This window comes from Streptomyces sp. NPDC046821 (assembly GCF_040645335.1).
Classification (GTDB): domain Bacteria; phylum Actinomycetota; class Actinomycetes; order Streptomycetales; family Streptomycetaceae; genus Streptomyces.
Genome location: NZ_JBEYYB010000007.1, coordinates 269,879 through 292,567, shown reverse-complemented (window position 1 = coordinate 292,567; position 22,689 = coordinate 269,879). Strand labels below are relative to the sequence as shown.

Here is a 22,689-nt window from a genome sequence, read left to right as displayed (position 1 = left end):
AATCGCGGCGCACGATGAACACATGGACCGCGAAGCCACGCACCGTACGGACGCTCCGGACCCCACCGAAGCGCCCTCCCCGGACCACACCGGAACGCCCGCCGCCGTCAGCGCCCCCGCCCGCGTAGCCGCCGACGGCGAGCCCATCTCGTACGACGAACTCGCCCTCACCACCCGCAATCACGGCCTCCCCCTGGAAGCCCTCCGCTACGACGTCACGCCACCTGGGCTGCACTACGTCCTCGTCCACTACGACATCCCGGACGCGCACGCCGACGACTGGACGCTCTCGGTCGGCGGCCTCGTGAAGTCCCCGCTGACCCTGCACATGGCGGCCCTGCGGTCACTGCCCGCCGTCACGCACCGCGTCACGATGGAGTGCGCGGGCAACGGCCGCGCCCGTCTCACGCCCCGCCCCGTCAGCCAGCCCTGGCTCGTCGAGGCCGTCGGCACCGCCGAGTGGACCGGCGTCCCGCTCCAGGCGCTCCTCGACGCCGCCGGGGTCAGGCCGGGCGCCGTCGAAGCGGTCTTCACCGGCGCGGACCACGGCATCGAGCGCGGCGTCGAGCAGGACTACCGGCGCAGCCTGCCCCTCGCCCCGCTGCCCCCGGACGTGCTCGTGGCGTACGCGATGAACGGGCAGCCGCTGCCGCCCCAGCACGGCTACCCGCTGCGCCTGGTCGTGCCCGGCTGGTACGGGATGGCGCACGTGAAGTGGCTGCGGGACATCACGCTGGTCGACGCCCCCTTCACCGGGTTCCAGCAGGCGGTCGCGTACCGCTTCCGGCAGGACGCGGACGACCCGGGCGAGCCCGTCACGCGCATCCTGCCGCGCGCGCTGCTCGTCCCTCCCGGATTCCCCGACTTCATGTCCCGGACGCGGGTGCTGCGGCCGGGACCGGTACGCGTCGAGGGCCGGGCCTGGTCCGGCTTCGCCCCGGTGGCGCGCGTCGAGGTGACGACGGACGACGGGGCGTCCTGGCACGAGGCCGAACTCGCCCCGCCGGACGGCCACTCCACGGCTTGGCGGCGCTGGGAGTACGCATGGATGCCAACCCCCGGCGACCACGTCCTGAGCGCCCGCGCCACCGACGAGCACGGCCGGACCCAGCCGCTCACCCAGCCGTGGAACCGCGGCGGCTTCGGCAACAACCTCGTCCAGCGCGTCCCGGTCCACTGCCCGGCCGGATAACCCCTAAGGCTTCAGCGCGTCCCGGTCCCCTGCCCCCCGCCCGGCACATGACTACGGCTTCAGCTCGTCCGGGCAAGGCGTGCCGCGCGGCAGCTGGTACGGGGACGCGAGGCGGTAGATGCCCGCCTTCGGGGCGACCAGCTCCGTCCACCGGTCACCGGACGCGTCCTGCTCGGTCTGCGTGAGGCAGCCGTTGATGTTCTCGTACGCCTTCGGGAGGCTGTCGTTCTCCTCGCGTGCCGCCTTCGACGCGTCGGTCTCGCGCGGCGGCTCGAGGCTCTTGCCGTGGGCGTCGACGAGGCTGAGCCACGGCGAGTACGGGATGCGGATGAGGATCACGCCGGGCTTGCCGACCTTGATGATCCACTCGCCCTGCTCGGCCTGCTCCACGACGGCGTGCGGCTCGGCGAGCGGGCTCGGGTTCTTCACCTCGAACAGCTGCCAGTTGGCGTCGCCCCACACCTGCTTCAGATACGGCAGCCCGGACTTCACCAGCTCGCGCTCCCGCTGGCCGCCGTCCCCGTCCGGCTCGCCCTTGGGCAGCACGACGTAGTGGACGGCCCAGCGGGTGAGCCACTCGTGGTAGTTCGCCGAGTTGAGCGTGTCGTCGTAGAAGAGCGGGTTGCGCTCCATGTCGGCCTGGCGGTTCCAGCCGCGGGCCAGGTTGACGTACGGGGCGAGCGCGGACGCCTCGCGGTGGGAGCGGGCCGGGACGACCTCGACGCGGGCGCGCTCGGCGCCGACCTGCTGGAGCTCGTTGACGAGCGGGGCGAGTTCGTGGGCCCAGGACGCGGCGGGCGTCGTGTGGACGATGTCGTCGACGGTCTTGTAGCCGATCCACACGGTGAACCCGGCGAACGCGAGCAGGAGCGCGAACCACTTGCGCGAGCGCGGCGCCGCGAACGGCAGCGCGGCCAGCAGCACCACGCCCGCGAACAGCATCGAGAGCCGGGTGATGTTGGAGCCGATCTGCGAGCTGATCAGCCAGGTGAGCAGGACGGCCAGGGCGTAGACGGCCGACGTGATCCGGACGGTCTTCCACCGCTTCGGTACGAGGACGCAGCACAGCACGCCGAGCGCGATCGGGATCACGGTCGAGCCGAACGACATCGGCTGGGTGCCGGAGAAGGGAAACAGCCAGGCGGAGAGCACCACGACGGCGGTGGGCGCGAGCCCGAGGGCGTACGCGCCCGGCCGCCGCTTCTGCAGGAACAGCGCCACCGCGACCAGACCCACGAACAGGCCCGCGACCGGCGAGCAGAGGGTCGCGATCCCCGCGAGCGGCGCCGCGCACAGGGCCTTCGCCCAGCGTTTGTAGCGCCAGCGGTACGGCCAGCAGAACACGGTCGCGGCGGCCGCGAGCCCGAACATCATGCCGAGCCCGAACGTGACCCGCCCCGACGCCGCGTTGCACAGCAGCGCGTACACCCCCGCGAGCGCGGGCCAGACCGGCTCCCGCACGGCCCGGCTGCGCATCAGGATCATCGTGAGCAGCGCGGCGGACGCGGTCCCGGCGATCATCATCGTCGTCCGCACCCCGAGCGCGGACATCAGATACGGCGACACGACGCTGTACGAGACCGGGTGCATCCCGCCGTACCAGGCGAGGTTGTACGCCGAATCCGGGTGCCGGCCGACGAACTCGGCCCACGCGTCCTGTGCCGCGAGGTCCCCGCCACTGTTTGCGAACGTGAAGAACCAGACGACGTGCAGTATCGCGGCGACGACGGTGACGAGGGTGACGGGGTGCAGCAGGAAACGCCCGAACGGGCTCCGGGCGAAGCGGCCGACGGTGGCGGAAGACGAGGCGGAGCCCGGTTCGCCGGGGCTCTTTCGCGGGGCGGTGTCCGTGCGGACGCCGGAACCGGCGCCGGTCTCCCCGGCACCGCCTGACTCGTCGCCGGCGCGTGTCCGCTCCGCAGCTGCCACTGAAGGCACTCCCCGTAGGTGTCGTTCCCAACCGGGAATCCGAAGGGGTCGCCCTGGGATGCGTCCCGGTGCTGCCCGGTCTCGCGACGCTAGCACGCGACATGGCGCGGGGCGCCGGGGGTTGCTCCCCGGCGCCCCGCGCCATGTGGCCCTGCTGTGGCGTCCGTTCGGATCAGCCGACCCGGGTCAGCTTCGCTCCGAAGCCCGGCTCCGCGAGGTTCTTCTGGAGGCTGACGGGGACCTCGACCGCTCCGCCCGCGCCGTCGCCGACCTTGAGGACGCCGACCTTCGTCCCGGCCTTGGCCTGGTGCGGGATGGCGGTGGCGCCGTCGGTGAGCTCCAGCTTCACGGTGAGCCCGGCCCAGCCGACCGCCGAAACGTTCTTGTCCACGACGATCGGGGTCTGCCCGCCGAGCCCGTCGTCCACGTACCCGACGACGTCACCCTGCTTGAGGATCGACGAGGCCTTCACGGCGTCCTGGGCGGCGAGCATCGCCGTCTTGCTGACGGCGTTGACGGTGTCGATGATCGACGGCTTGTGCTGCCCGAGGACCGCGCCGACGACCGTCACGGTCTCGCCGCCGGCGTCCTTGGTCGCGGCGAACAGCAGGTTGCCGCCGGCCTTCGTGGTCGAACCGGTCTTCACGCCGATGGCGTTGTTGTACGGCACCAGGCGGTTGAAGTTCTGCCAGACCTTGCCCGACGGGTCCTTCCACGTCGGCAGCTTGGTGATCGCCATCAGGGCGGGGATCTTCACCAGCTCGTTGCCGAGAAGCACCTGGTCATGGGCAGTGGAGACGGTCGTCTCCTTCAGCCCGGACGGGTCCGTGTACGTCGTGCCGGTCATGCCGAGGTCCTTGGCGGCGGCGTTCATCTTCTTGACGAACGCCTCCTCGGACCCGGCGTCCCAACGGGCCAGCAGCCGCGCGATGTTGTTCGCCGACGGGATCATGATCGCCGACAGCGCGTCCTTCTGGCTGAGCTTGTCCCCCGCCTTGACGGTGTTCAGCGTCGACTCGCCCGCGGAGTCGAAACCGCCCTCCTTCTCGGCGGTCGCGTCCACCGTGATGGACAGCCCGTCCGCGCCCGGCTTCATCGGGTGGTCCTTGAGCACGACGTACGCCGTCATGGCCTTCGCCACGGACCCGATCGGTACGGGCTTCTGCGCGCCGAAGTGGTCCATCGAGCCGATGCCGCTGACGTCCATCCAGCCCTGGCCCTCGCCGGGCCACGGCAGCGACACCTTGCTCCCGTCGAACGTGAACGTCGGCTTCGCCGTCAGCGCGAGCGTGGGCGTGGGCAGCGGGCGCACGGCCTGCACGACCGCGAACACGATCGCGAGCAGCACGACGACCGGCGTCCAGATCTTGACCCGCCGCACGGCGGTACGGACCCGGGTCTCCGGGGGCGGCGGCGTGTTCGTCAGCTCGGCGAGCAGGTCGAGCGGCGGGCGCGGCGGCAACGGCTGCTGCGTGGTCCGCTCGGGCTCCGCCGCGGCCGCCTCCGGCGCGGAACCGGACCCACCCAGGTGAGCCTTCTTGAGCGGCACGAACTTGCTGGCGCGCTCGGACTCGGGGTCGGGCTTGGGACTGGTCTTGGGGTCGGCGCTGGGCTTGGCGTCGGTGCTGGCGCTGGCCTTGGCGTCGGCCTTCGCTTCCGCCTTGGCGTCGGCGCCGGAGGCCTTGACGTCGGAGGCCTTGAGCATCTGGGTGGGCTGGTCGACCGGCGGCTTCACGGGCGGCTTGACGGCCTTGAAGACGGCGGTGGCCTGGTCGACGGGGGGCTTGGCGTCAGCCTTCGCGTCGGCGTCGGCCTCCGGCTCGGCGTCGGCCTTGTCGTCTGCGTCGGGCTTGGCGTCGGCCTTCGGCTCGGCGTCGCCCTTGTCCTCGGGCTTGGCGTCAGCGTCGGCCTTCGGATCCGCGTCGGCCTCGTCGTCGGCGTCCGACTTGGCGTCGGTCTTCGCCTCCGCGTCAGCTTCCTCGTCGGCGTCAGCCTTGTCGTCGGCTTCCGGCTTGGCGTCAGCCTTCGCCTCGACCTCCGGCTTCGCGTCAGCGGGCTCCGCGTCGTCGGCCGGCTCTTCAGACGCGTCCGAGGCCTCAGCCTCGGGCTTGGCATCGGCCGGCTCGGCCTTCTCAGAGGCGTCCGAAGCCTCGGGCTCGTCCTCGGCAGCGGGAGCCTCGTCCTGCTCGCCCTCGGCCTCACGCTCCTCCGAGCCCTCAGCGCCCTCCGCCGTCTCAGGAGTCGCGTCATCGGCGGAGCCGTCCCGCGGACCCGCCACCCACGCCGCCACAGCGGCACGCAGGCGCGCGTCCCCCGGCTCCTCACCGGAACCGGCATCGGCGTCAGCCGCCGCCTCCGAACCCTCGCCCGATTCCGCACCGGCATCGGCACCGGAATCGGAATCCGAACGCGATTCCGAAACCGAACCCGCCCCAGACTGCGTCTCCGACCCCGACTCCGAATCCTCCGAAACCGCCACCGAACCCTCAGCAGAAGCCTCGCCCGAATCCGAGACCACCGAATCCGGCCCCGCCGAATCCGATTCCTCCGCCGGCCCGGAATCCGCCCCCGCCGTCGGAACATCCCGTACCGAGAACACGGCCGTAGCCTGATCGGCCCGCTCCGGCGACTTCATCGCCATCGCGAGCCGCGGGTCGCGTTCCTCCGGGGCCCCTCCGCCCGACGACTCCTGCTGCTCCGACCTGTCGGGGGTCCCCGCCACCGATGCCTCCTCGCTACGCGCCACGCGCTACGCCGCTGTCCGAACCATGTACCAGTGTCCCGTGTGGGGGGTGAGCCCTCGTGGTAGACGAGAACGACATACGTGCCGGTTCCCTCCCAAAGCACCCACGCACTCTCGACAGACCATTGTGAGAGGGGTCACCCTGTCATTCATCCACGCGGGGAGGCATGGATGGGCAGGAGCCGCAGAACAATTCCGGAGGAGCTTCTGTTGCTCGCTCTGGACCCGGCCACGGGTACCACAGCGCAGCCGCAGTCGCTCGACCTAGGTCTGGCCGGAGCACAGCTAGTAGAGCTGGCGCTGGCCGGACGGATAGCCCCAGACGGGGATCGTATCGCCGTGGTGGCACCACGGCCGACAGGAGATCCGACACTGGACTGCGCGCTGGAGTTGCTGCGAAGGCGCGGCACACCGGTGCGTGCAGTGAACTGGATCGGCGGGCCCCGGCTGGGGCTGCGCCAGACATATCTCTCGCATCTGGAGAGGTGCGGCATGGTCCATGCCGTGGCCGGCCAGATGTGCGGGGTACTGCCGACGACTCGCTACCAGGCGACGGACACGGCGATCAGCCGGGAGATCAGGACCCGGCTGGACAGTGCGATCCGTACCGGCGTACCGCCGGACCCACGGACCGCGGCGCTCGCCGCGCTGGCCCACGCGGTCGGACTCGGCAAGCACCTGTACCCGGGGAACGAGGGACGATCGTCCCGCTCCCGGTTGCGGGATCTGATCAGGCACGACCCCATGGGCGGCCTCGTGGCGCACGCCGTGATGGACGTCCAGAACGGTGTGGCCGCTCAGCCGCGCCGCAGCCCGGCCCAGCCGGGACGGGGAGCGGCGGAGCCCGCGAGGGTTCCGATGCAGCCGCACCACGGGCACGGGTCGATGGCCCGCGCCGGGGTGCACTGACCCGCACCACCAGAGCACCACGCAGCACCCGTAACCGCTGAGCCGCGCGGGGTGCCGGATCCGGACGTCCATGTGACGGACCGGACCGGCACCCCGCGCGGCCGCGTGCGTGTCCTCAACTGTCGTGTCCGATGCGCATATCCGCCGTTTCCCAGCGGTATGAAGCCCGGGGTGGCAATCTGCTGAGCAGCAGATTCGCAAGATACGCAAACATCACAGAGGCACGCAGCCGGAGGTGCACGTCCCGTGGCGTCCAACGTCAATCCCACCGTCAGGCGACGCCGGTTGGGCCAGGAGCTGCGCCGGCTCCGCGAGCTCAAAGGCATGACAGCCGAGGAGGTGGCCGAGCGGCTCCTGGTCTCGCAGTCGAAGATCAGCCGGCTCGAGAACGGACGGCGCAGCATCAGCCAGCGCGACGTCCGCGACCTGTGCGGGGTCTACGAGGTCGAGGACCACCGCATCGTCGACTCCCTCATGCAGATGGCCAAGGACTCCCGCCAGCAAGGCTGGTGGCACTCCTTCGGCGACATCCCGTACAGCGTCTACATCGGCCTGGAGACCGACGCGGCCAGCCTGCGCGTCTACGATCCGCAGGTCGTGCCCGGTCTGCTCCAGACCCGGGCCTACGCGGAGACGCTGATCACCGGCGCCCTGCCGGAGACCACGACCACCGACATCGACAAGCGCGTCCAGGTCCGCGTGCGCCGCCAGGAGCGCATCGCCGCCCCCGAGAACCCGCTGCGCCTGTGGACCGTCCTCGACGAGTCCGCGCTGCGCCGCGTCGTGGGCAGCCGCGAGGTCATGCGCGAGCAGCTGGAGCATCTCGTCGAGCAGTCCCAGCTGCCCCATGTGACCGTCCAGGTCATCCCGTTCGACATGGGCGCGCACCCCGGCCTCAACGGCCAGTACGCGATTCTGGAGTTCCCCGACGCCGCCGATTCCAGCGTCGTCTACATCGAGGGCGTCACCAGCGATCTCTACCTGGAGAAAGCCAATGACGTTCAGAAGTACAGCGTGATGTACGAGCATCTGCGGGCACAGGCTCTGAATGTGGAGCAATCCCGACAGTTCATCGCGAAGATCGCCCAGGAGTACGCGCTCTAGAAAGATCCGGAAAGATCGGGAATTCCGGCTCCGGAACGGGCTGGAATCCGCCCCGCGGGCGAAGGGCGCCGCACGGTACACCTTCGCCGCCGCGGGGCGGAAGACCCCACTGGAATATGCCATCCGGTCGAGTGAATGGCCCCTTCCCCCATCCAACTTGGCGAGTAGCGTCGATCACGCCATCAAGCACCACGTTGGCGCAAACCGCTTCACAGAAGCGGTGGCAGCAATTCGACCACTGGCTGAACCGGAGCAAACATGGCAATCCAGCAGGGCGCCACGAATTCCTGGACCAAGTCCTCCTATTCCACGGGTAACGGCGCGTGCGTCGAGGTCAAGTCGCCCCTCCTGCACGCGATCGCGGTGCGGGACTCGAAGGTCCACGAAGGGCCCTCGATCGGCTTCGCCCCCGACTCATGGAACTCGTTCGTGAGCGAGGTGTCCCGGGGCGCGTTCGACGCCGCCTGACGGGTACGGGCGTATGCCCGCCATGACACAACCCCACCGCACCACCGAAAAGCCCTCTCGACTGGCTCGCCGTCCTAGCCGAGAGGGCTGTTGGTTTCCTCTTTTTGGTTCGTTCGCCTCCGGGGCGCCCGTGCCGGTGTCGAGTCACCGACCGTGCTCGACCCTCCTTCGTCGGGCCCCGCGCGCTCGGCGCCTCGACACCGGCGCGCCCCTACGGCTCTCTCACGCTCAGCGCAGCTGATCCACGTACCTGTCCGTCCCCGGCACCGTCGGGATGAACGGGGCCACCAGTTCCACTCTCCCCAGGCCCGCCTCCTCCACCGCCGTGTCCAGGCCGGTGAAGTGCTGGTCCCAGCAGTCCTTCGGGTCCTCCTCCAGGAACCACAGGAGCGTCAGGCGGGTGTCGACGCCCTCGACCTGCTTCACGTACGCCATCCGGTCGCCCGGGAGCGGGGTCGGGCGGAAGACCGTGACCATGGCCGCCGGGGAGCCCGCGATGCGCTTCGGGAGGTGGCTCGAGCGCAGCCACTCCAGCAACTCCGCGCGCTGCTCCGGCCCTTCCGCGTCGATCACCTCCACGACCAGGCCTTTGTAGGGGTGGTCGAGGGCGTGGTAGTCGCGGGGGCCGGCGGCACCGTCCCGGTAGACCGTCGCCTCGTGGTCCTGGAACGCCGTGAAGACGTGCGTACGGTCCTGATAGACGCGGCCGTCCCGGTTCAGGCGCTTGTTGATGCCGACGGTCCACTTCATGTGGTCGTCGTAGCGGCCGTCGGTGATCCAGTACGTGGAGATGTAGCAGCCCGCGGTGACCGGCTGCGCGACCGCCGACTTCTCGGGGTAGCGCATGAGCTGCATCTCGCGCGGGGCCACCCAGCGCCGCCCCGAGTACATCCACGGCATCGCCATCGCGCCCGCGTAGAAGTGGTCGTCCTCGTACCAGCGGTTGTACGCGTACTCATGCCCCGGGTGCGGCTCGACCATGGTGATCAGGGCGTGCCCGGGGTGTACCCCGTACGGGCCGACGGACGCCAGCTCCCCGTAGACCTCACTCCTCGTGTCCTCGCTCACGATGCTCCCCTGCCTTCCTCTTCCAACCTTCACCCGACCGCTTTACTCTGACGCCCCGTCAGAAAAACTGCCAGAGCCCGGAGGCGACCGGATGCTGCTGAACGGAAAGACAGTTGTCGTGTCGGGGGTCGGAGCGGGGCTCGGCCAACAGGTCGTCGCGGCCGTCCTGCGCGACGGAGGCAACGCCGTGCTCGGCGCCCGCACCGAGGCGAACCTCGCCAAGGCCGCCGCCGAACTCGATCCCGACGGCACGCACACCGCCTACGCGCCCACCGACATCACCGACGAGGCCCAGTGCGACGCCCTCGTGGCGCTCGGGCGCGAGCGGTTCGGCACAGTGGACGCCGTCGTCCATGTCGCCGCCCTGGACACCCACTTCGGCGGTCTGGAGGACGCCGACTTCGCGACCTGGCAGCAGGTCGTCGACGTGAACCTCATGGGCACCCTGAAGATGACCCGCGCCTGTCTGCCTTCCCTCAAAGAGCGCGGCGGCTCCGTCGTCATCATCGGCACCCAGTCGTCGATAGCCCCGTCCACGCAGGTGCTGCAGACGGCGTACGCGGCCTCGAAGGGCGCGCTGACCTCGGCGATGTACCAGCTGGCGCGCGAGCTCGGCCGGCACCGCGTGCGGATCAACACCGTGCAGCCCGGCTGGATGTGGGGCCCGCCGGTCGAGGGGTACGTCCAGTACGCCGCGCAGACCGAGGGCGTACCGCAGGAAGAGGTGCTGGGGCGGATCACCAAGCAGATGGCGCTGCCCGAGCTGGCCACGGACGGGGACGTCGCGAACGCCGTCGTGTTCCTGGCCTCCGACATGGCCAGGGCCATCACCGGCCAGTCGCTGCTGGTCAACGCGGGCGAGTTCGTGCGCTAGTTCATGCGCCGGTCCATGAGCGGGCGGGCGGCACGCGCCGCCCGCCCACCATCCGGTCACGCCCGAGGAACCGTCACGCCCGCGGATACCGCTCCAGCCACCCCGGCGAAGACTCCGCCGGGCTGTGCAGCGCCGGGCCCTGCGTCATCTCCATCGCGAAGTCGTCCGCGAGTTCCAGTACCGTCGCTCGGCCCTCCAGCTCCGTGACCCACCCCGGCGGCAGCGCCGTCTCGCCGTGCAGGGCGCCGAGCAGGCCCCCGCACAGCGCGCCGGTCGCCTCGGACGGGCCGCCGTGGTTCACCGCGAGGCACAGGCCGTGCCGTATGTCCTCGCCGACCAGAGCGCAGTAAACAGCGGCGGCCAGCGCGCCCTCCGCGTCCCCCTCGCCCACGAGTTCGTCGACGCGGGACGCCGACGGCATCCCCTGCCGGACCGCGCCCACCGCGTGCTTGAGGGCGTCCGTGACGGGCTGGTGGCCAGGGCGCGCGGCCAGCAGGGCGAGGGCGCGCTGCACGGCACCGTCCAGGCTCTCGCCGCGCGCGAGCCCGTGCACCACCGCCGCGTACGCCCCCGCCGACAGGTAGGCCGCGGGCGCGCCGTGCGTCTGGACCGCGCACTCGGCGGCGAGCTGGAAGACGAGCTGCGGCTCCCAGCCGACGAGCAGCCCGAACGGGCCCGAGCGGGCGGCCGCCGCCGGACCGGTCGCCGACTCGTTCTTCGGCTTGTCCAGCGTGCCCATCACGTCGTTGCCGAGGCCGAGGAGGCAGTCGCGGGACGGCCCGCGCCGCTGGTACAGCCACTCCTCGCGGGCCAGCCAGCCGTCCTCCTTGCGCCGCTCGTCCGGGCCCCAGTCGCGCTGGGTCGCGGCCCAGCGCAGATAGGCGCGGTGCACGTCGGTCGGCGGGTGCCAGGCGCCCGTGTCGCGCCGCACCTGCGCCCTTATGAGCCCGTCCACGGTGAACAGCGCCTGCTGGGTGGCCGCGGTGACGGCGCCCCGGCGCCCGTACGCGGGGGCCAGATCGCTCAGGCCCTCATCGCCGTGCTCCTTCCTGACCTCCTCAAGGGAGAGGCCGGCGAGCGGCGCCCCGAGGGTGTCGCCGAGCGCGGTCCCGATGAGGGATCCGCGCACCCGGCTGCGGAAGTCCTGCTGCTCGGCGCGGCCCCAAACGGTGGATGAAGTCCGGCCCTGTCTGGGCGTCAGTGGGGCTGCCACGGGGAGCGCTCCCCTCCGGGTCTCGTTACGCGTGCGACGACTGCGCAGCACTGTAATCGACGGGACCGGCGGGGACCTTTGACGAGCACCACAGGCGAAGTCGCCCTTGAGACCACTTCACCCGATTTTCTTCCGCAAACCGGACGGTGATCTGATTAAAGCCGCGTTGAACCGGCGGTAACAGAAGCGCGTACAACCCCTCCCGGCCGCCGCACGTCTCCCTCTCAGTAACCCGGACCCACCCGACCGGACACCCAGAAGGCCCAGAAGGAGACGAACCGTGCGCCGCACCCTTGTGACCGCCCTCGCCACCCTCGCGCTCACCGCACCGCTCGCGCTCACGTCGACCGCGTCGAGCGCCGCCCCGCTGCCCCCACGCGTCCCCGCCACCGACTTCAACCACGACGGGTACGGCGACCTCGTGCTCGGCGCGCCGGGGGCCACGGTGTCCGGGCAGCCGACCGCGGGCGCCGTGTCCGTGGTGTACGGCTCGAAGTCCGGGCCCGACATCGCCCACGCCAAGGTGTTCACCCGGTCCACGGCCGGGATACCGGGGACCGCCGCACAGGGCGGTTACTTCGGGGAGCGCGTCACCACCGGCGACCTCGACGGGGACTCGTACACCGATCTCGTCGTCGCCGGGATCGACGGGAAGCCCAGCGTCGTGCTGTGGGGTTCCGCACAGGGCCTGAGCGGCACGGGCAGTGTCGCGCTGCCCACCTCGACGGGCATGTTCGCCGTCGGTGACTTCAACGGGGACGGGCACCGCGACCTCGTCACCGACGACTACCCCAGCAGCGACGACCCCGACAACGACGACGCCGGGATGACCATCTCGTACGGCCCCTTCGACCGGGCGACCGGCAAGCCGGCGAGCCAGGACTCCATCGTCACCAGCCAGACCTTCGGGCCCGGCGACATCGTCGTCGGGGACGTGACCGGCGACGGCGCCGACGACATCGTCACGAGCCACGGCTTCGAGGAGATGGCCTACGCCTCCAAGTTCTGGAAGGGCGGCAAGAACGGCGTCTCGCACACCGCGAAGTCCCTGACCTCGTCGTTCCGCGGCGCGATCGGTGACGTCGACGGCGACGGGTACGGCGACCTCGTCGTGCACGACATCGGCAGCAACTACGAGGACATCCCGTACGAGAAGGGCACCGTCCTCGTCATGTACGGCACGCCCGACGGCCCCTCGACGACCCGCACGAAGACCATCACGCAGGACACTCCCGGCGTGCCCGGCGTCGGGGAGAGCGGCGACATGTTCGGCTCCGACCTGTCGGCCGGCGACGTGAACGGCGACGGTTACGCGGACATCGCCGTCGGCGTGCCCGGCGAGGCCATCGGCAGCGTCAAGGACGCGGGCGCCGTCGTCCTGCTCAAGGGCGGACGCGGTGGGCTGTCCGGCACGGGCGCACAGGCGTTCCACCAGTCGACGGCGGGGGTCCCCGGCAAGTCGGAGAAGGGCGACGGGTTCGGCCAGCAGGTCGTGCTCCAGGACCTGAACGGCGACGGCAAGGCCGACCTGGCCGCCGCCGCGCCTCTGGAGGACGGCACGTACACCGACTCCGGCGCCGCGTGGGTGCTGCGCGGCGCGGCGGCCGGCCTGACGACGAAGAGCATCACGTCGTTCGGCCCGGCGGCCGTCCATGTGCCGGAGAAGAACGCCCAGTTGGGCCAGGACCTGGGCGGACGCTGACCCGGATTCCGACCGGAGAATGGTGCGGGGTCACCACTCGGCCCCGCACCACCACCTGCGTCAGTCCCCCAGCACCGGCAGCAGCTCCGGCAGATGCCCGTCCGACGCCCCCGCCGCCCGCTGCCGCTCCTCCGGCACCTCCCCGTACAGCGTCGTCCGGGGCTTCGCCGGGCGGCCCGCCGCGTCCGCGATCGTGATCAGGTCCTTGACGGAGCGGTACGAGCCGTAACTCGAGCCCGCCATACGGGAGATGGTCTCCTCCATCAGCGTGCCGCCCAGGTCGTTCGCGCCCGAGCGCAGCATCTCGGCGGCGCCCTCCGTGCCCAGCTTCACCCAGCTCGTCTGGATGTTGCGGATGTACGGGTGGAGCAGTACACGGGCCATGGCGGTGACGGCCCGGTTGTCGCGGGCGGTCGGGCCGGGGCGCGCGATGCCCGCGAGGTAGACCGGGGCGTTGGTGTGGATGAACGGGAGCGTCACGAACTCCGTGAAGCCCTCCACGCCCTTGTCGAGCGCCGAGTGCTGGATCTCCGCCAGCGTGCGGAAGTGCCCGAGCCAGTGCCGGGGCTGGTCCACATGCCCGTACATCATCGTGGACGAGGACCTGATGCCGAGTTCGTGCGCGGTCTTGATGACCTCGACCCAGTTCGCCGTCGGCAGCTTGCCCTTGGTGAGGACCCAGCGGACCTCGTCGTCGAGGATCTCGGCGGCGGTGCCGGGGATCGAGTCGAGTCCCGCCTCCTTCGCGGCGCTCAGCCAGTCGCGTATCGACATGCCCGTGCGGGTCGCGCCGTTCACGACCTCCATCGGGGAGAAGGCGTGGACGTGCATCCCGGGGACGCGTTCCTTCACCGCCCGCGCGATGTCGAAGTAGGCCGTGCCGGGCAGGTCCGGGTGGATGCCGCCCTGCATACACACCTCGACCGCGCCCACGTCCCACGCCTGCGCGGCCCGGTCGGCGACCTGCTCCAGGGACAGCGTGTAGGCGTCGGCGTCCGTGCGGCGCTGCGCGAAGGCGCAGAACCGGCAGCCGGTGTAACAGACGTTCGTGAAGTTGATGTTCCGCGTGACGATGTACGTGACGTCGTCGCCCACGACCGACTTGCGGATGTCGTCCGCGATGCCGCAGAGCGCGTCGAGGGCCGGGCCGTCCGCGTGCAGCAGGGCGAGCGCCGCGTCGTCGGTGAGCTTCGTCGGGTCGTCGGCGGCCGTCGCGAGCGCGGCGCGCACGTCGCCGTCGATGCGCTGCGGGACCATGCCGGGCTTCGCCTGCTCGCGCAGCGCCTCCCAGTCCCCGTACACCTCGTCGAAGTCGTCGCGGCGGTCGGACGTGCGGCCCGTCGTGTCGATCGTGGCGTGCAGGTCCGTACGGCCCGAGGAGACAGTGAACGTTTCTTCAGGCTCCTGCCAGGGCAGACCCGCCGGACGCGCCTCTTCGTCGGCGAGGCCCGTCTCCGGTGAGGCGAGGGCCCGTACGTGGGGCAGGAGACGCGGGTCCAGCCAGGGCTCGCCGCGCGCGATGAACTCCGGGTAGATCGTGAGGCGTTCACGCAGCTCGAATCCCGCGTCGGCGGTCCTCTCCGCGAGTTCGTCGATGTGCGGCCAGGGGCGCTCGGGGTTCACATGGTCCGGGGTCAGCGGCGACACCCCGCCCCAGTCGTCGATGCCCGCGCCGATCAGCAGCGCGTACTCCGCGTCGGCGAGGTTCGGCGGGGCCTGGATGCGGGCGGACGGGCCGAGGATGTGGCGGGCCACCGCGATGCACGCGGCGAGCTCCTCCAGCTCGGCGTCCGGCATCCCGCGCATCGCCGTGTCGGGCTTGGCCCGGAAGTTCTGGACGATGACTTCCTGGATGCCCTGGTAGCTGCGCTGGATGCGGCGGAGCTGGAAGAGGGCGTCGGCGCGTTCCTCGTAGGACTCGCCGATGCCGATCAGCACGCCCGTCGTGAACGGGACGTTGGAGCGGCCGGCGTCCTCCAGGACGCGCAGCCGGACGGCGGGCTCCTTGTCGGGCGAGCCGTGGTGCGGGCCGCCGGGCTCGGACCACAGGCGCGTCGCGGTCGTCTCCAGCATCATGCCCATGGACGGCGCGACGGGCTTGAGTCGCTGGAGGTCGGTCCAGGTCATCACGCCCGGGTTGAGGTGCGGGAGCAGGCCCGTCTCCTCAAGGACGCGGATCGCCATGGCCCGTACATAGGCGAGCGTGTCGTCGTAGCCGTGCGCGTCCAGCCATTCGCGGGCCTCGGGCCAGCGGTCCTCGGGCCGGTCGCCGAGCGTGAACAGGGCTTCCTTGCAGCCGAGCTCGGCGCCGCGCCGCGCGATGTCGAGGACCTCGTCGGGCGACAGGTACATCCCGTGCCCGGCCCGGCGCAGCTTGCCGGGGACGGTCACGAACGTGCAGTAGTGGCACTTGTCCCGGCACAGCCGCGTGAGCGGGATGAAGACCTTCTTCGAGTACGTGATGACACCCGGCCGGCCCGCGGCTCTCAGCCCCGCGTCCCGCACCCGCGCGGCGGACGCCGTCAGGTCCCGCAGGTCGTCCCCGCGGGCCTGGAGCAGTACCGCCGCCTCGGCCAGGTCGAGAGCGACGCCGTCGCGGGACCGCTTCAACGCGCGGCGCATCGCGTTGGCGGTGGGTCGTACAGCCTCCGGATCAGTCATGGTCCGAAGGATACGAGCGCCCGCCGATGACGTCTGCGCCGCGCTGACGTGCGCGGAATCACTCGGCGCACACGTTTCGCTCCAGGTCACGGGGGGTGACGGGGGCGGTTCGCCCGGCCACCCGGTCACCCGGTCACAGAACGCGCTCACAGATACTGCGCGTACTCGTCGAGGATCTTGAGCACGGACCGCTCGTCCGCCGGGGGCAGTTGCAGCACGACCTCGTCGCAGCCGAGTTCGGCGTAGTGCGCGAGCTTCCCCGGGCTCGGCAGGACCGCGTACGGGACGACCTGGAGAGCGGCAGGGTCGCGGCCCGCCTCCTCCCAGCGGGCGCGAAGAACGGGCAGCGACTCGGTGAGGCCGCGCCCGCCGATCGGCAGCCAGCCGTCCGCGTACTCGGCGATCTGCCCGAACAGCTTCGGGCCCGCCGCTCCCCCGAGCAGCGTGCGCGGCGCGCCCCCGGCCGGCTTCGGGTGGGCGTGGCTGGCCCGCACCGTCACCCCGAACTCGCCGTCGTACGCGGTCGGTTCCTGCGCCCACAGAGCCCGCATGAGGTGGATCCGCTCGCGGCCGAGTTCGCGCCGGGTGCGCCAGACGACCGCGTGGTCGGCGGCCTCCTCGACGTTCCAGCCGAAGCCGACGCCGAGCGTGAACCGGCCGCCGGAGACGTGGTCGAGGGTCGCGACCTGCTTGGCCAGGACGATCGGGTCGTGCTGGGCGATCAGCGCGACACCCGTACCGATCCCGAGCCGTTCCGTGACGGCGGCGACCTGCCCGAGCGCCACGAACGGGTCGAGCGTGCGGCCGTACTCGGCGGGCAGCTCGCCCCCGGCAGGAAACGGCGTCGCCCGCTCCACCGGGATATGGGTGTGTTCCGGCAGGTAGAGGCCCGCGAACCCGCGCTGCTCCAGCTCGCGCGCGAGCCGCACCGGAGTGATGGTCTCGTCGGTCAGGAAAATCGTGGTCGAGATCCGCATGGGGCATTCCTACCGGCCCGCCCGGGGCGCGTCCACGGACTACGCGGAGCGGACGGGCGTAAGGCACCAGTTCCCTTCCCTTGCACGGGAGTTCATGGGTCGATAGCAGAGTTGCGTGCACCACCCACGGCACAGCCGGAACGACGTCCCGACACCCTGGGGAGCCACAGCATGTGCGACGACCACACCACGACCGGCCTCGGCAGACGCGCGCTGTTCGTGACGGGAGCGGCCACCGCCCTTACGTTGGGCGGTGTGAGCTTCGCGAGCGCGGCCGACGGCCGCCCACCGGCGGACGGAACGCAGACGACGAGGACGCTGAAGGGGACGCTCCCTCCGGGCGCGCCCGACTACGTGTACGTACCCGTCGAGGTGCCGCACGGCGTCCGCGAGTTCCGCGTCTCCTACACGTACACGAAGGCCACCGTCCCGGCCGGTACGCAGAACAACGCCCTGGACATCGGGGTCTTCGACGAACGCGGCACCGCGCTCGGCGGCCAGGGGTTCCGCGGCTGGTCGGGCGGCGCGCGCTCCGAGTTCTTCGTCCGCGCGGACGACGCGACGCCCGGCTACGTCCCCGGCCCCGTCCGCCCCGGCACCTGGCACATCGCGCTCGGCCCGTACACGGTCGCCCCCGAGGGCCTGCCGTACGAGCTGACGGTCACGCTCACATACGGCGCACAGAGCGAGACCCCGCGCCCGGTGTACCCGCCCTCACGCGCCAAGGGACGGGGCCGCGCCTGGTACCGCGGGGACTGCCATCTGCACTCGTGGTTCTCGGACGGCAGGCGCACCCCCGCCGAGATCGCGGCGCTCGCCCGCGCGGCGGGCCTGGACTTCATCAACTCGTCCGACCACAACACCCATTCGGCGCACGCCCATTGGGCCGACGCGGCGGGCGACGACCTGCTGATCATGCTCGGCGAGGAGATCACGACCCGCAACGGCCACGTGGTGGCGCTCGGCACGGACCCCGGCACGTTCGTCGACTGGCGGTACCGCGCCCGCGACAACCGCTTCGGCAAGTACGCCCGTGAGGTCCGCAGGGCGGGCGGTCTCGTCGTCCCGGCCCATCCTCACGCGACCTGCATCGGCTGCAACTGGAAGTTCGGCTTCGGCGAGGCGGACGCGGTCGAGGTGTGGAACGGCACGTACGGCCCGGACGACGAGGTCTCCCTGCTCGACTGGGACAACACGCTCGTGGCGTCCGTTCGCGGAGGCGGCAATCAGTGGATCCCGGCGATGGGCAACAGCGACGCCCATCGCGACCCCGACCGGGTCGGCGGCCCCCAGACCGTCGTCCTGGCCGACGACCTGACGCGCGAGGCGATCCAGGCGGGCATCAAGGCGGGCCGTTCCTACGTCGCCGAGTCGAAGTCCGTCGAGCTGACGTTCACGGCGTCGGGCGCGCACGGCGAACACGCGGGCATCGGCGAACGCCTCGCCGTGGACCCGGACACCCCGGTCACCGTCCACCTGGAGGTGAAGGGCGCGCCGGGCTGCACGCTCCATCTCGCTACGGACCAGGGCACGTTGTTCACCACGCCCGCGCTCCCGGAGTCGGGAACGGGTGCGGGTGCGGGCACCGCCGAGTGGCGCACGACGGCGGCGAACGCGGCCTACGTACGCGCGGAGGTCCGCCACGCGCCGCCGATCCCGGGCCTGCCTGGGCCGATGGCGGCGTTCACGAATCCGGTGTTCCTGGGCGCGTAGGAGTCCGCAGGGGGCCTGGCCGGCGCGGCTGGCTAGGCTGCTCCTCCGGAATCTTTGTACAGGGGGCGGAGGACGCATGGCAGATCGCCAGCTGGTCCAGTTGTTCGAGCACATGCGCGCGGGTATGCCGTTCGAGTTCACGACCAAGATGTCGATGATGAAGCGGCTCGCGACGCTGGTGTCCACCGCCGAACTCTTCGGCTACCAGTACGTCGGCGCCGTGCAGGAGACCTTCTCCATCAAGCTGCGCTTCATTCCCGACCCGAGCCCGGAGGCGCAGGCACGCGCCGCCCAGTACTGGCCGTACGCGCCGCAGGTGCCCGGGGTCCCGCCGCAGGTGCTGGAAGTCAACAAGAAGCGCGTGCTGTTCGACCTGAGCGGCAAGGCCGCGCTGATGAAGCGCCTGCCGGTCATCGTCGTGGTCCTTCTCCTGTGGTCCCTGCGCTCGTTCACCTTCGCGGACGGCTCACTGGCCCTCGCCATCGGCTATGTGTGCTTCATGGTCGTCCTGGCCGGCATCGGCGTGGTGATCAACCTCCTGCGCCACAAGAAGGCCGGCGAGTACCTCCAGGCAGCGGGCTTCGTACGCTACGAGCCCGCCCCCGGCCAGGTCGTCCTCCTCCCGCCGGGCACCCAGCCGCAGCAGCAGTACGGCGGCCAGGCACCCGGGTACGGCGCCCAGCCCCCGTACGGCAACCAGCCCCAACCCCCGTACGGCGCACCGCAGTACCAGCAGCAGTACGGGCAGCAGCAACCGCAGCAGTACGGACACCCGCAGCCCCCGCAGTACGGACAGCAGCCGCCCTACGGCGGCCAGCCGCCCCAGTAAGCAGAACGTGGGGCAGGGGTCGGTCACCCCTGCCCCACGCTCACCCCTGCGAGACGCTCACCCCCGCGAGACAGTCACGTCTGCCAGACGCTCACCCCTGCCACACGATCGACTGCATCTCGCTGTACGCGTGCAGCGCGTACGAGCCCACGTCACGGCCGACGCCGCTCTGCTTGAACCCGCCGAACGGGGCCTCCATGTTCCGCCCGACCGTGTTCACGCCGACGCCGCCGGCCCGCAGCCGCCGCGCCACGCGGAAGGCCCGCGCCACGTCGCCCGACCACACGTAGTCGATGAGGCCGTAGTCGCTGTCGTTGGCGAGGGCGATGCCCTCCTCCTCGTCGTCGAACGGCACGACCACGACCACGGGACCGAAGATCTCCTCGCGCACGACCCGCATGTCGTTCGTGCAGTCCGCGAGCAGCGTCGGAGCGACGTAGAAGCCCGTGTCGAACGCGGGCCGCTCACCGCCCGCGACGAGCGTCGCGCCCTCCTTGCGGCCCAGCTCGACGTACGACTCGACGCGGTCGCGGTGGGCCGCCGAGATGACGGGCCCGACGACCGTGCCGCGCTCGCGCGGGTCGCCGACCTTCATGAAGCCGATGTAGTCCTTCAGCTTCGACACGAGCTTGTCGTAGACGCCGCGCTGGGCGAGGACGCGGGTCGGGGCGGTGCAGATCTGGCCGCTGTAGAACGCGAACGTCGTGCCGATCCCGGAGACCGCGTTCGCGAGGCCCGCGTCGTCCAGGTCGTCGAAGACGAGCGCCGCGCCCTTGCCGCCCAGCTCCATGAGCTGCCGCTTCATGCCGCGCCCGCACACCTCGCCGATGCGCTGGCCGACGGACGTGGAGCCGGTGAAGCTGACCATGTCGACGTCCGGCGAGTCGACGGCGGCCTCGCCCACCTCGACGGAGGTGCCGCTGACGACGTTCACCACACCGGCCGGAGCACCGGCCTCCTCCAGGGCGGCCGCCATCCGGTACACGGACAGCGGGTCCTGCGGCGCCGGCTTCACGACGACGGTGTTGCCCATCGCGAGGGCCGGCGCGACCTTGCCCGCCGGGTTGGCCCACGGGTTGTTGTACGAGGTGATGCAGGTGACGACCCCGACGGGCTGCCGCACGGCGAGCGCCCCGAGCACACCGGCCTTGCCCATGGGTCCGGCCTCGTTGATCTGCGGCGGCAACCCCTGCTCAACGGGTTCAAGGGCGCCCTTCGCGTACCGCCGGAACCGCGCGAGTCCGACCCCGACCTGCATCCCGCGCGCGGTCCCGGTCGTGGCACCGCTCTCGGCCTGCGCGAGTTCCGCGTTGGCCGCGAACTCCCGCTGCATGACGTCGGCGGCCCGGTCCAGGATCGCGGAACGCTCCTCGGGAGTCGTCCGGGACCACGTCTCGAAGGCCCCGCGGGCGGCGCGGGCAGCGTCGTGGACCTGCGCGCGGGAAGCCTCGGGCGCGAGCCCGACGACGGTCTCCGACGCGGGATCGACGACCTCGTAGTGCCCTGCGTCCGGCTCGACCCACTCACCGCCGATGAACAGCCGCTGTTCTGTGGTCACTTGGTGCTCACCGTCCTCGTGTCCGTGCCGGAGCGCAGCACCTTGCCGGGCACGGAGCCGCTCACGACGTCCTCGCGGATGACCTCGACGCCGTTGACCCAGACGGCGTTGATACCGATCGCCTTCGAGTCGAGGCGGGGGCTGTCGCCGGGCAGGTCGTGGACGAGGGTGGCCTTGCCGGCGTCGATGCGCTCGGGGTCGAACAGGACGAGGTCGGCGTGCCAGCCCTCCTCGATGCGGCCGCGCTCGTGCAGCCCGAAGAGCCGCGCGGGGTCGTCGGTGAGCATCTTGACGGCCTCTTCGATCCCGACGAGCTTCCGCCCGCGCAGACAGTCCCCGAGGAACCGCGTCGTGTACGGGGCGCCGCACATCCGGTCCAGGTGGGCACCGGCGTCGGACCCGCCGAGCAGCACGTCCTCGTGCGCCCAGGCCTCGGCCCGCAGCGCCCAGGAGTCCGGGTCATTGTCGGTGGGCATGGGCCAAAGGACCGTCTTCATACGGTCGTTGGCGCAGATCTCGATCAGGCACTCGAAGGGTTCCTGGCCGCGCTCGGCCGCGATGTCCTTCACCACGCGCCCGCTCAGGCCCTCGTTGGCCTCCGAGTAGGTGTCGCCGATGACGTAGCGCCCGAAGTTGGCGAGGCGCCGGAAGACACCGGCCTCCTTGCTGTCCGCGCGCCGCAGCATCTCGGCCCGCACGTCGGGCTCACGCAACTTGGCGATGCGCTCGTCGATGGGCAGCGCGAGAATCTCGCCCCAGCCGGGTATGAGATTCAGGGCGCAGAACGTCCCGAGCGACATGTTCATGGGCGTCAGAATCGGCATGGTCAGAGCGACGACCCGCCCCCCGGCCTTACGAGCCCGCTCACTCGCGATGAGCTGACGCGGCACACGCTCGGGAACGGCAGCGTCAATCGTCAGAACGTTCCAGTTCAGAGGCCGCCCAGCCTCCGCACTCATGTTCACGAACAGATCGATCTCGTCATCACTGAACTGGTCGAGACACCCCGCGACGATCGCCTCGATCTGGGTGCCCTCGTGCTCACCGACGGCCCGGCTCAGCGCGAGCAGTTCCTCGGGCAGCGCGTGCCGGGACGCGACGGGCTGACCGTCACCGTCCGAGTGCGTGGACGACTGCGTCGTGGAGAAGCCCCACGCGCCCGCCTCCATCGCGTCGTGCAGCAGCGCGAGCATCTGCTCCATCTGCTCGGGCGTGGGCTGACCGCCGACGGCGTCCTCACCCATCACGTACCGCCGCAGCGCGCAGTGCCCCACCATGAACCCGGCGTTGACGGCGATCCGTCCGTCGAGCGCGTCGAGGTACTGCCCGAACGAGTTCCAGGTCCAGGGCGCGCCCTCTTCGAGCGCGACCAGGGACATCCCCTCGACCTTGGACATCATCCGGCGCGTGTAGTCGGCGTCCTCGGGCCGGTCCGGGTGCAGCGGCGCGAGCGTGAACCCGCAGTTGCCGCCGGCGACGGTGGTCACACCGTGATTGAGGGAGGGGGTCGCGTACGGGTCCCAGAACAGCTGGGCGTCGTAGTGGGTGTGCGGGTCCACGAAGCCCGGGGCGAGGATGCGGCCGCTCGCGTCCTCGACACTCGCGGCGGGCTCCACCACGGTGCCCGGCTCGGCGATGACGGCGATACGCCCGTCACGCACACCGACGTCGGCGACGTACCCGGGCCCACCGGACCCGTCGACTACGGTCGCGCCTTTGATGAGGTGGTCGAGCATGGCGGCGGTCCTT

Annotated in this window: 16 protein-coding genes; 8 read left to right on the top strand and 8 right to left on the bottom strand. The window is 71.1% G+C overall.

The window, feature by feature from the left end:
• The first annotated feature begins 22 nt into the window (after nt 1–22).
• Nucleotides 23–1,192: a sulfite oxidase gene (locus tag ABZ893_RS16405; RefSeq protein WP_361403188.1), complete on the top strand. Its 1,170-nt coding sequence runs from the start codon at nt 23–25 to the stop codon at nt 1,190–1,192.
• Nucleotides 1,193–1,243: 51 nt separating this feature from the next.
• Here ABZ893_RS16405 and ABZ893_RS16400 read toward each other — a convergent pair whose 3' ends face one another.
• Nucleotides 1,244–3,121, bottom strand: coding sequence for an MFS transporter (locus ABZ893_RS16400; RefSeq protein ID WP_361403185.1), 1,878 nt, complete (start codon nt 3,119–3,121; stop codon nt 1,244–1,246).
• A 172-nt stretch (nt 3,122–3,293) separates the two neighbouring features.
• Nucleotides 3,294–5,843: a D-alanyl-D-alanine carboxypeptidase gene (locus tag ABZ893_RS16395; RefSeq protein WP_361403183.1), complete on the bottom strand. Its 2,550-nt coding sequence runs from the start codon at nt 5,841–5,843 to the stop codon at nt 3,294–3,296.
• A gap of 192 nt (nt 5,844–6,035) precedes the next feature.
• Here ABZ893_RS16395 and ABZ893_RS16390 point away from each other — a divergent pair, with 192 nt between their 5' ends.
• The 3 genes from ABZ893_RS16390 (at nt 6,036) to ABZ893_RS16380 (ending at nt 8,345) form a co-directional block, all read left to right on the top strand.
• Entirely contained in the window at nt 6,036–6,773 is a 738-nt protein-coding gene (locus ABZ893_RS16390; RefSeq protein ID WP_361403180.1) for a GPP34 family phosphoprotein, read from the top strand.
• A 246-nt stretch (nt 6,774–7,019) separates the two neighbouring features.
• Nucleotides 7,020–7,877: a helix-turn-helix transcriptional regulator gene (locus ABZ893_RS16385; protein ID WP_361403177.1), complete on the top strand. Its 858-nt coding sequence runs from the start codon at nt 7,020–7,022 to the stop codon at nt 7,875–7,877.
• Nucleotides 7,878–8,135: 258 nt separating this feature from the next.
• The gene (locus tag ABZ893_RS16380) at nt 8,136–8,345 is read left to right on the top strand and encodes a DUF397 domain-containing protein (RefSeq protein WP_361403174.1); all 210 of its coding nucleotides are present in this window, start codon (nt 8,136–8,138) and stop codon (nt 8,343–8,345) included.
• A gap of 228 nt (nt 8,346–8,573) precedes the next feature.
• On the opposite strand, the gene ABZ893_RS16375 is transcribed toward ABZ893_RS16380, so the two are convergent.
• A complete protein-coding gene (locus tag ABZ893_RS16375) occupies nt 8,574–9,413 on the bottom strand; it encodes a hypothetical protein (protein ID WP_361403171.1) in 840 nt (279 codons plus the stop codon).
• A 91-nt stretch (nt 9,414–9,504) separates the two neighbouring features.
• On the opposite strand from ABZ893_RS16375, the gene ABZ893_RS16370 reads away from it, so the two are divergent.
• Complete coding sequence (locus ABZ893_RS16370; protein ID WP_361403168.1) at nt 9,505–10,287, top strand: SDR family oxidoreductase; 783 nt, start codon at nt 9,505–9,507, stop codon at nt 10,285–10,287.
• Between the two features lie 73 nt (nt 10,288–10,360).
• On the opposite strand, the gene ABZ893_RS16365 is transcribed toward ABZ893_RS16370, so the two are convergent.
• Nucleotides 10,361–11,500, bottom strand: coding sequence for an ADP-ribosylglycohydrolase family protein (locus ABZ893_RS16365; protein WP_361403165.1), 1,140 nt, complete (start codon nt 11,498–11,500; stop codon nt 10,361–10,363).
• A 280-nt stretch (nt 11,501–11,780) separates the two neighbouring features.
• Here ABZ893_RS16365 and ABZ893_RS16360 point away from each other — a divergent pair, with 280 nt between their 5' ends.
• Nucleotides 11,781–13,202 (top strand): FG-GAP-like repeat-containing protein, encoded by a 1,422-nt coding sequence (locus ABZ893_RS16360; protein ID WP_361403162.1) that lies wholly within the window; start codon nt 11,781–11,783, stop codon nt 13,200–13,202.
• Between the two features lie 60 nt (nt 13,203–13,262).
• Here ABZ893_RS16360 and ABZ893_RS16355 read toward each other — a convergent pair whose 3' ends face one another.
• Nucleotides 13,263–15,863, bottom strand: a complete 2,601-nt coding sequence (locus ABZ893_RS16355) for a bifunctional FO biosynthesis protein CofGH (protein ID WP_361403159.1) — start codon at nt 15,861–15,863, stop codon at nt 13,263–13,265.
• Between the two features lie 146 nt (nt 15,864–16,009).
• Nucleotides 16,010–16,840 carry an LLM class F420-dependent oxidoreductase gene (locus ABZ893_RS16350; RefSeq protein WP_361403156.1) on the bottom strand — a complete coding sequence of 277 codons (831 nt, stop codon included), beginning with the start codon at nt 16,838–16,840 and terminating at the stop codon, nt 16,010–16,012.
• 171 nt (nt 16,841–17,011) lie between these two features.
• On the opposite strand from ABZ893_RS16350, the gene ABZ893_RS16345 reads away from it, so the two are divergent.
• Nucleotides 17,012–18,553: a CehA/McbA family metallohydrolase gene (locus ABZ893_RS16345; RefSeq protein WP_361403153.1), complete on the top strand. Its 1,542-nt coding sequence runs from the start codon at nt 17,012–17,014 to the stop codon at nt 18,551–18,553.
• Between the two features lie 76 nt (nt 18,554–18,629).
• The gene (locus tag ABZ893_RS16340) at nt 18,630–19,382 is read left to right on the top strand and encodes a hypothetical protein (RefSeq protein ID WP_361403151.1); all 753 of its coding nucleotides are present in this window, start codon (nt 18,630–18,632) and stop codon (nt 19,380–19,382) included.
• A 91-nt stretch (nt 19,383–19,473) separates the two neighbouring features.
• On the opposite strand, the gene ABZ893_RS16335 is transcribed toward ABZ893_RS16340, so the two are convergent.
• Nucleotides 19,474–20,940: an aldehyde dehydrogenase family protein gene (locus tag ABZ893_RS16335; protein ID WP_361403148.1), complete on the bottom strand. Its 1,467-nt coding sequence runs from the start codon at nt 20,938–20,940 to the stop codon at nt 19,474–19,476.
• Nucleotides 20,937–22,676 carry a D-aminoacylase gene (locus ABZ893_RS16330; RefSeq protein ID WP_361403145.1) on the bottom strand — a complete coding sequence of 580 codons (1,740 nt, stop codon included), beginning with the start codon at nt 22,674–22,676 and terminating at the stop codon, nt 20,937–20,939. The genes ABZ893_RS16335 and ABZ893_RS16330 overlap by 4 nt, the downstream gene beginning before the upstream one ends.
• Nucleotides 22,677–22,689: the final 13 nt, after the last annotated feature.

Coding starts and splice junctions, on each gene's coding strand:
- ABZ893_RS16405 (WP_361403188.1), top strand. CDS start 23: ATGGACCGCGAAGCCACGCACCGTACGGACGCTCCGGACCCCACCGAA.
- ABZ893_RS16390 (WP_361403180.1), top strand. CDS start 6,036: ATGGGCAGGAGCCGCAGAACAATTCCGGAGGAGCTTCTGTTGCTCGCT.
- ABZ893_RS16380 (WP_361403174.1), top strand. CDS start 8,136: ATGGCAATCCAGCAGGGCGCCACGAATTCCTGGACCAAGTCCTCCTAT.
- ABZ893_RS16370 (WP_361403168.1), top strand. CDS start 9,505: ATGCTGCTGAACGGAAAGACAGTTGTCGTGTCGGGGGTCGGAGCGGGG.
- ABZ893_RS16355 (WP_361403159.1), bottom strand. CDS start 15,863: ATGACTGATCCGGAGGCTGTACGACCCACCGCCAACGCGATGCGCCGC.
- ABZ893_RS16350 (WP_361403156.1), bottom strand. CDS start 16,840: ATGCGGATCTCGACCACGATTTTCCTGACCGACGAGACCATCACTCCG.
- ABZ893_RS16345 (WP_361403153.1), top strand. CDS start 17,012: ATGTGCGACGACCACACCACGACCGGCCTCGGCAGACGCGCGCTGTTC.
- ABZ893_RS16340 (WP_361403151.1), top strand. CDS start 18,630: ATGGCAGATCGCCAGCTGGTCCAGTTGTTCGAGCACATGCGCGCGGGT.
- ABZ893_RS16330 (WP_361403145.1), bottom strand. CDS start 22,676: ATGCTCGACCACCTCATCAAAGGCGCGACCGTAGTCGACGGGTCCGGT.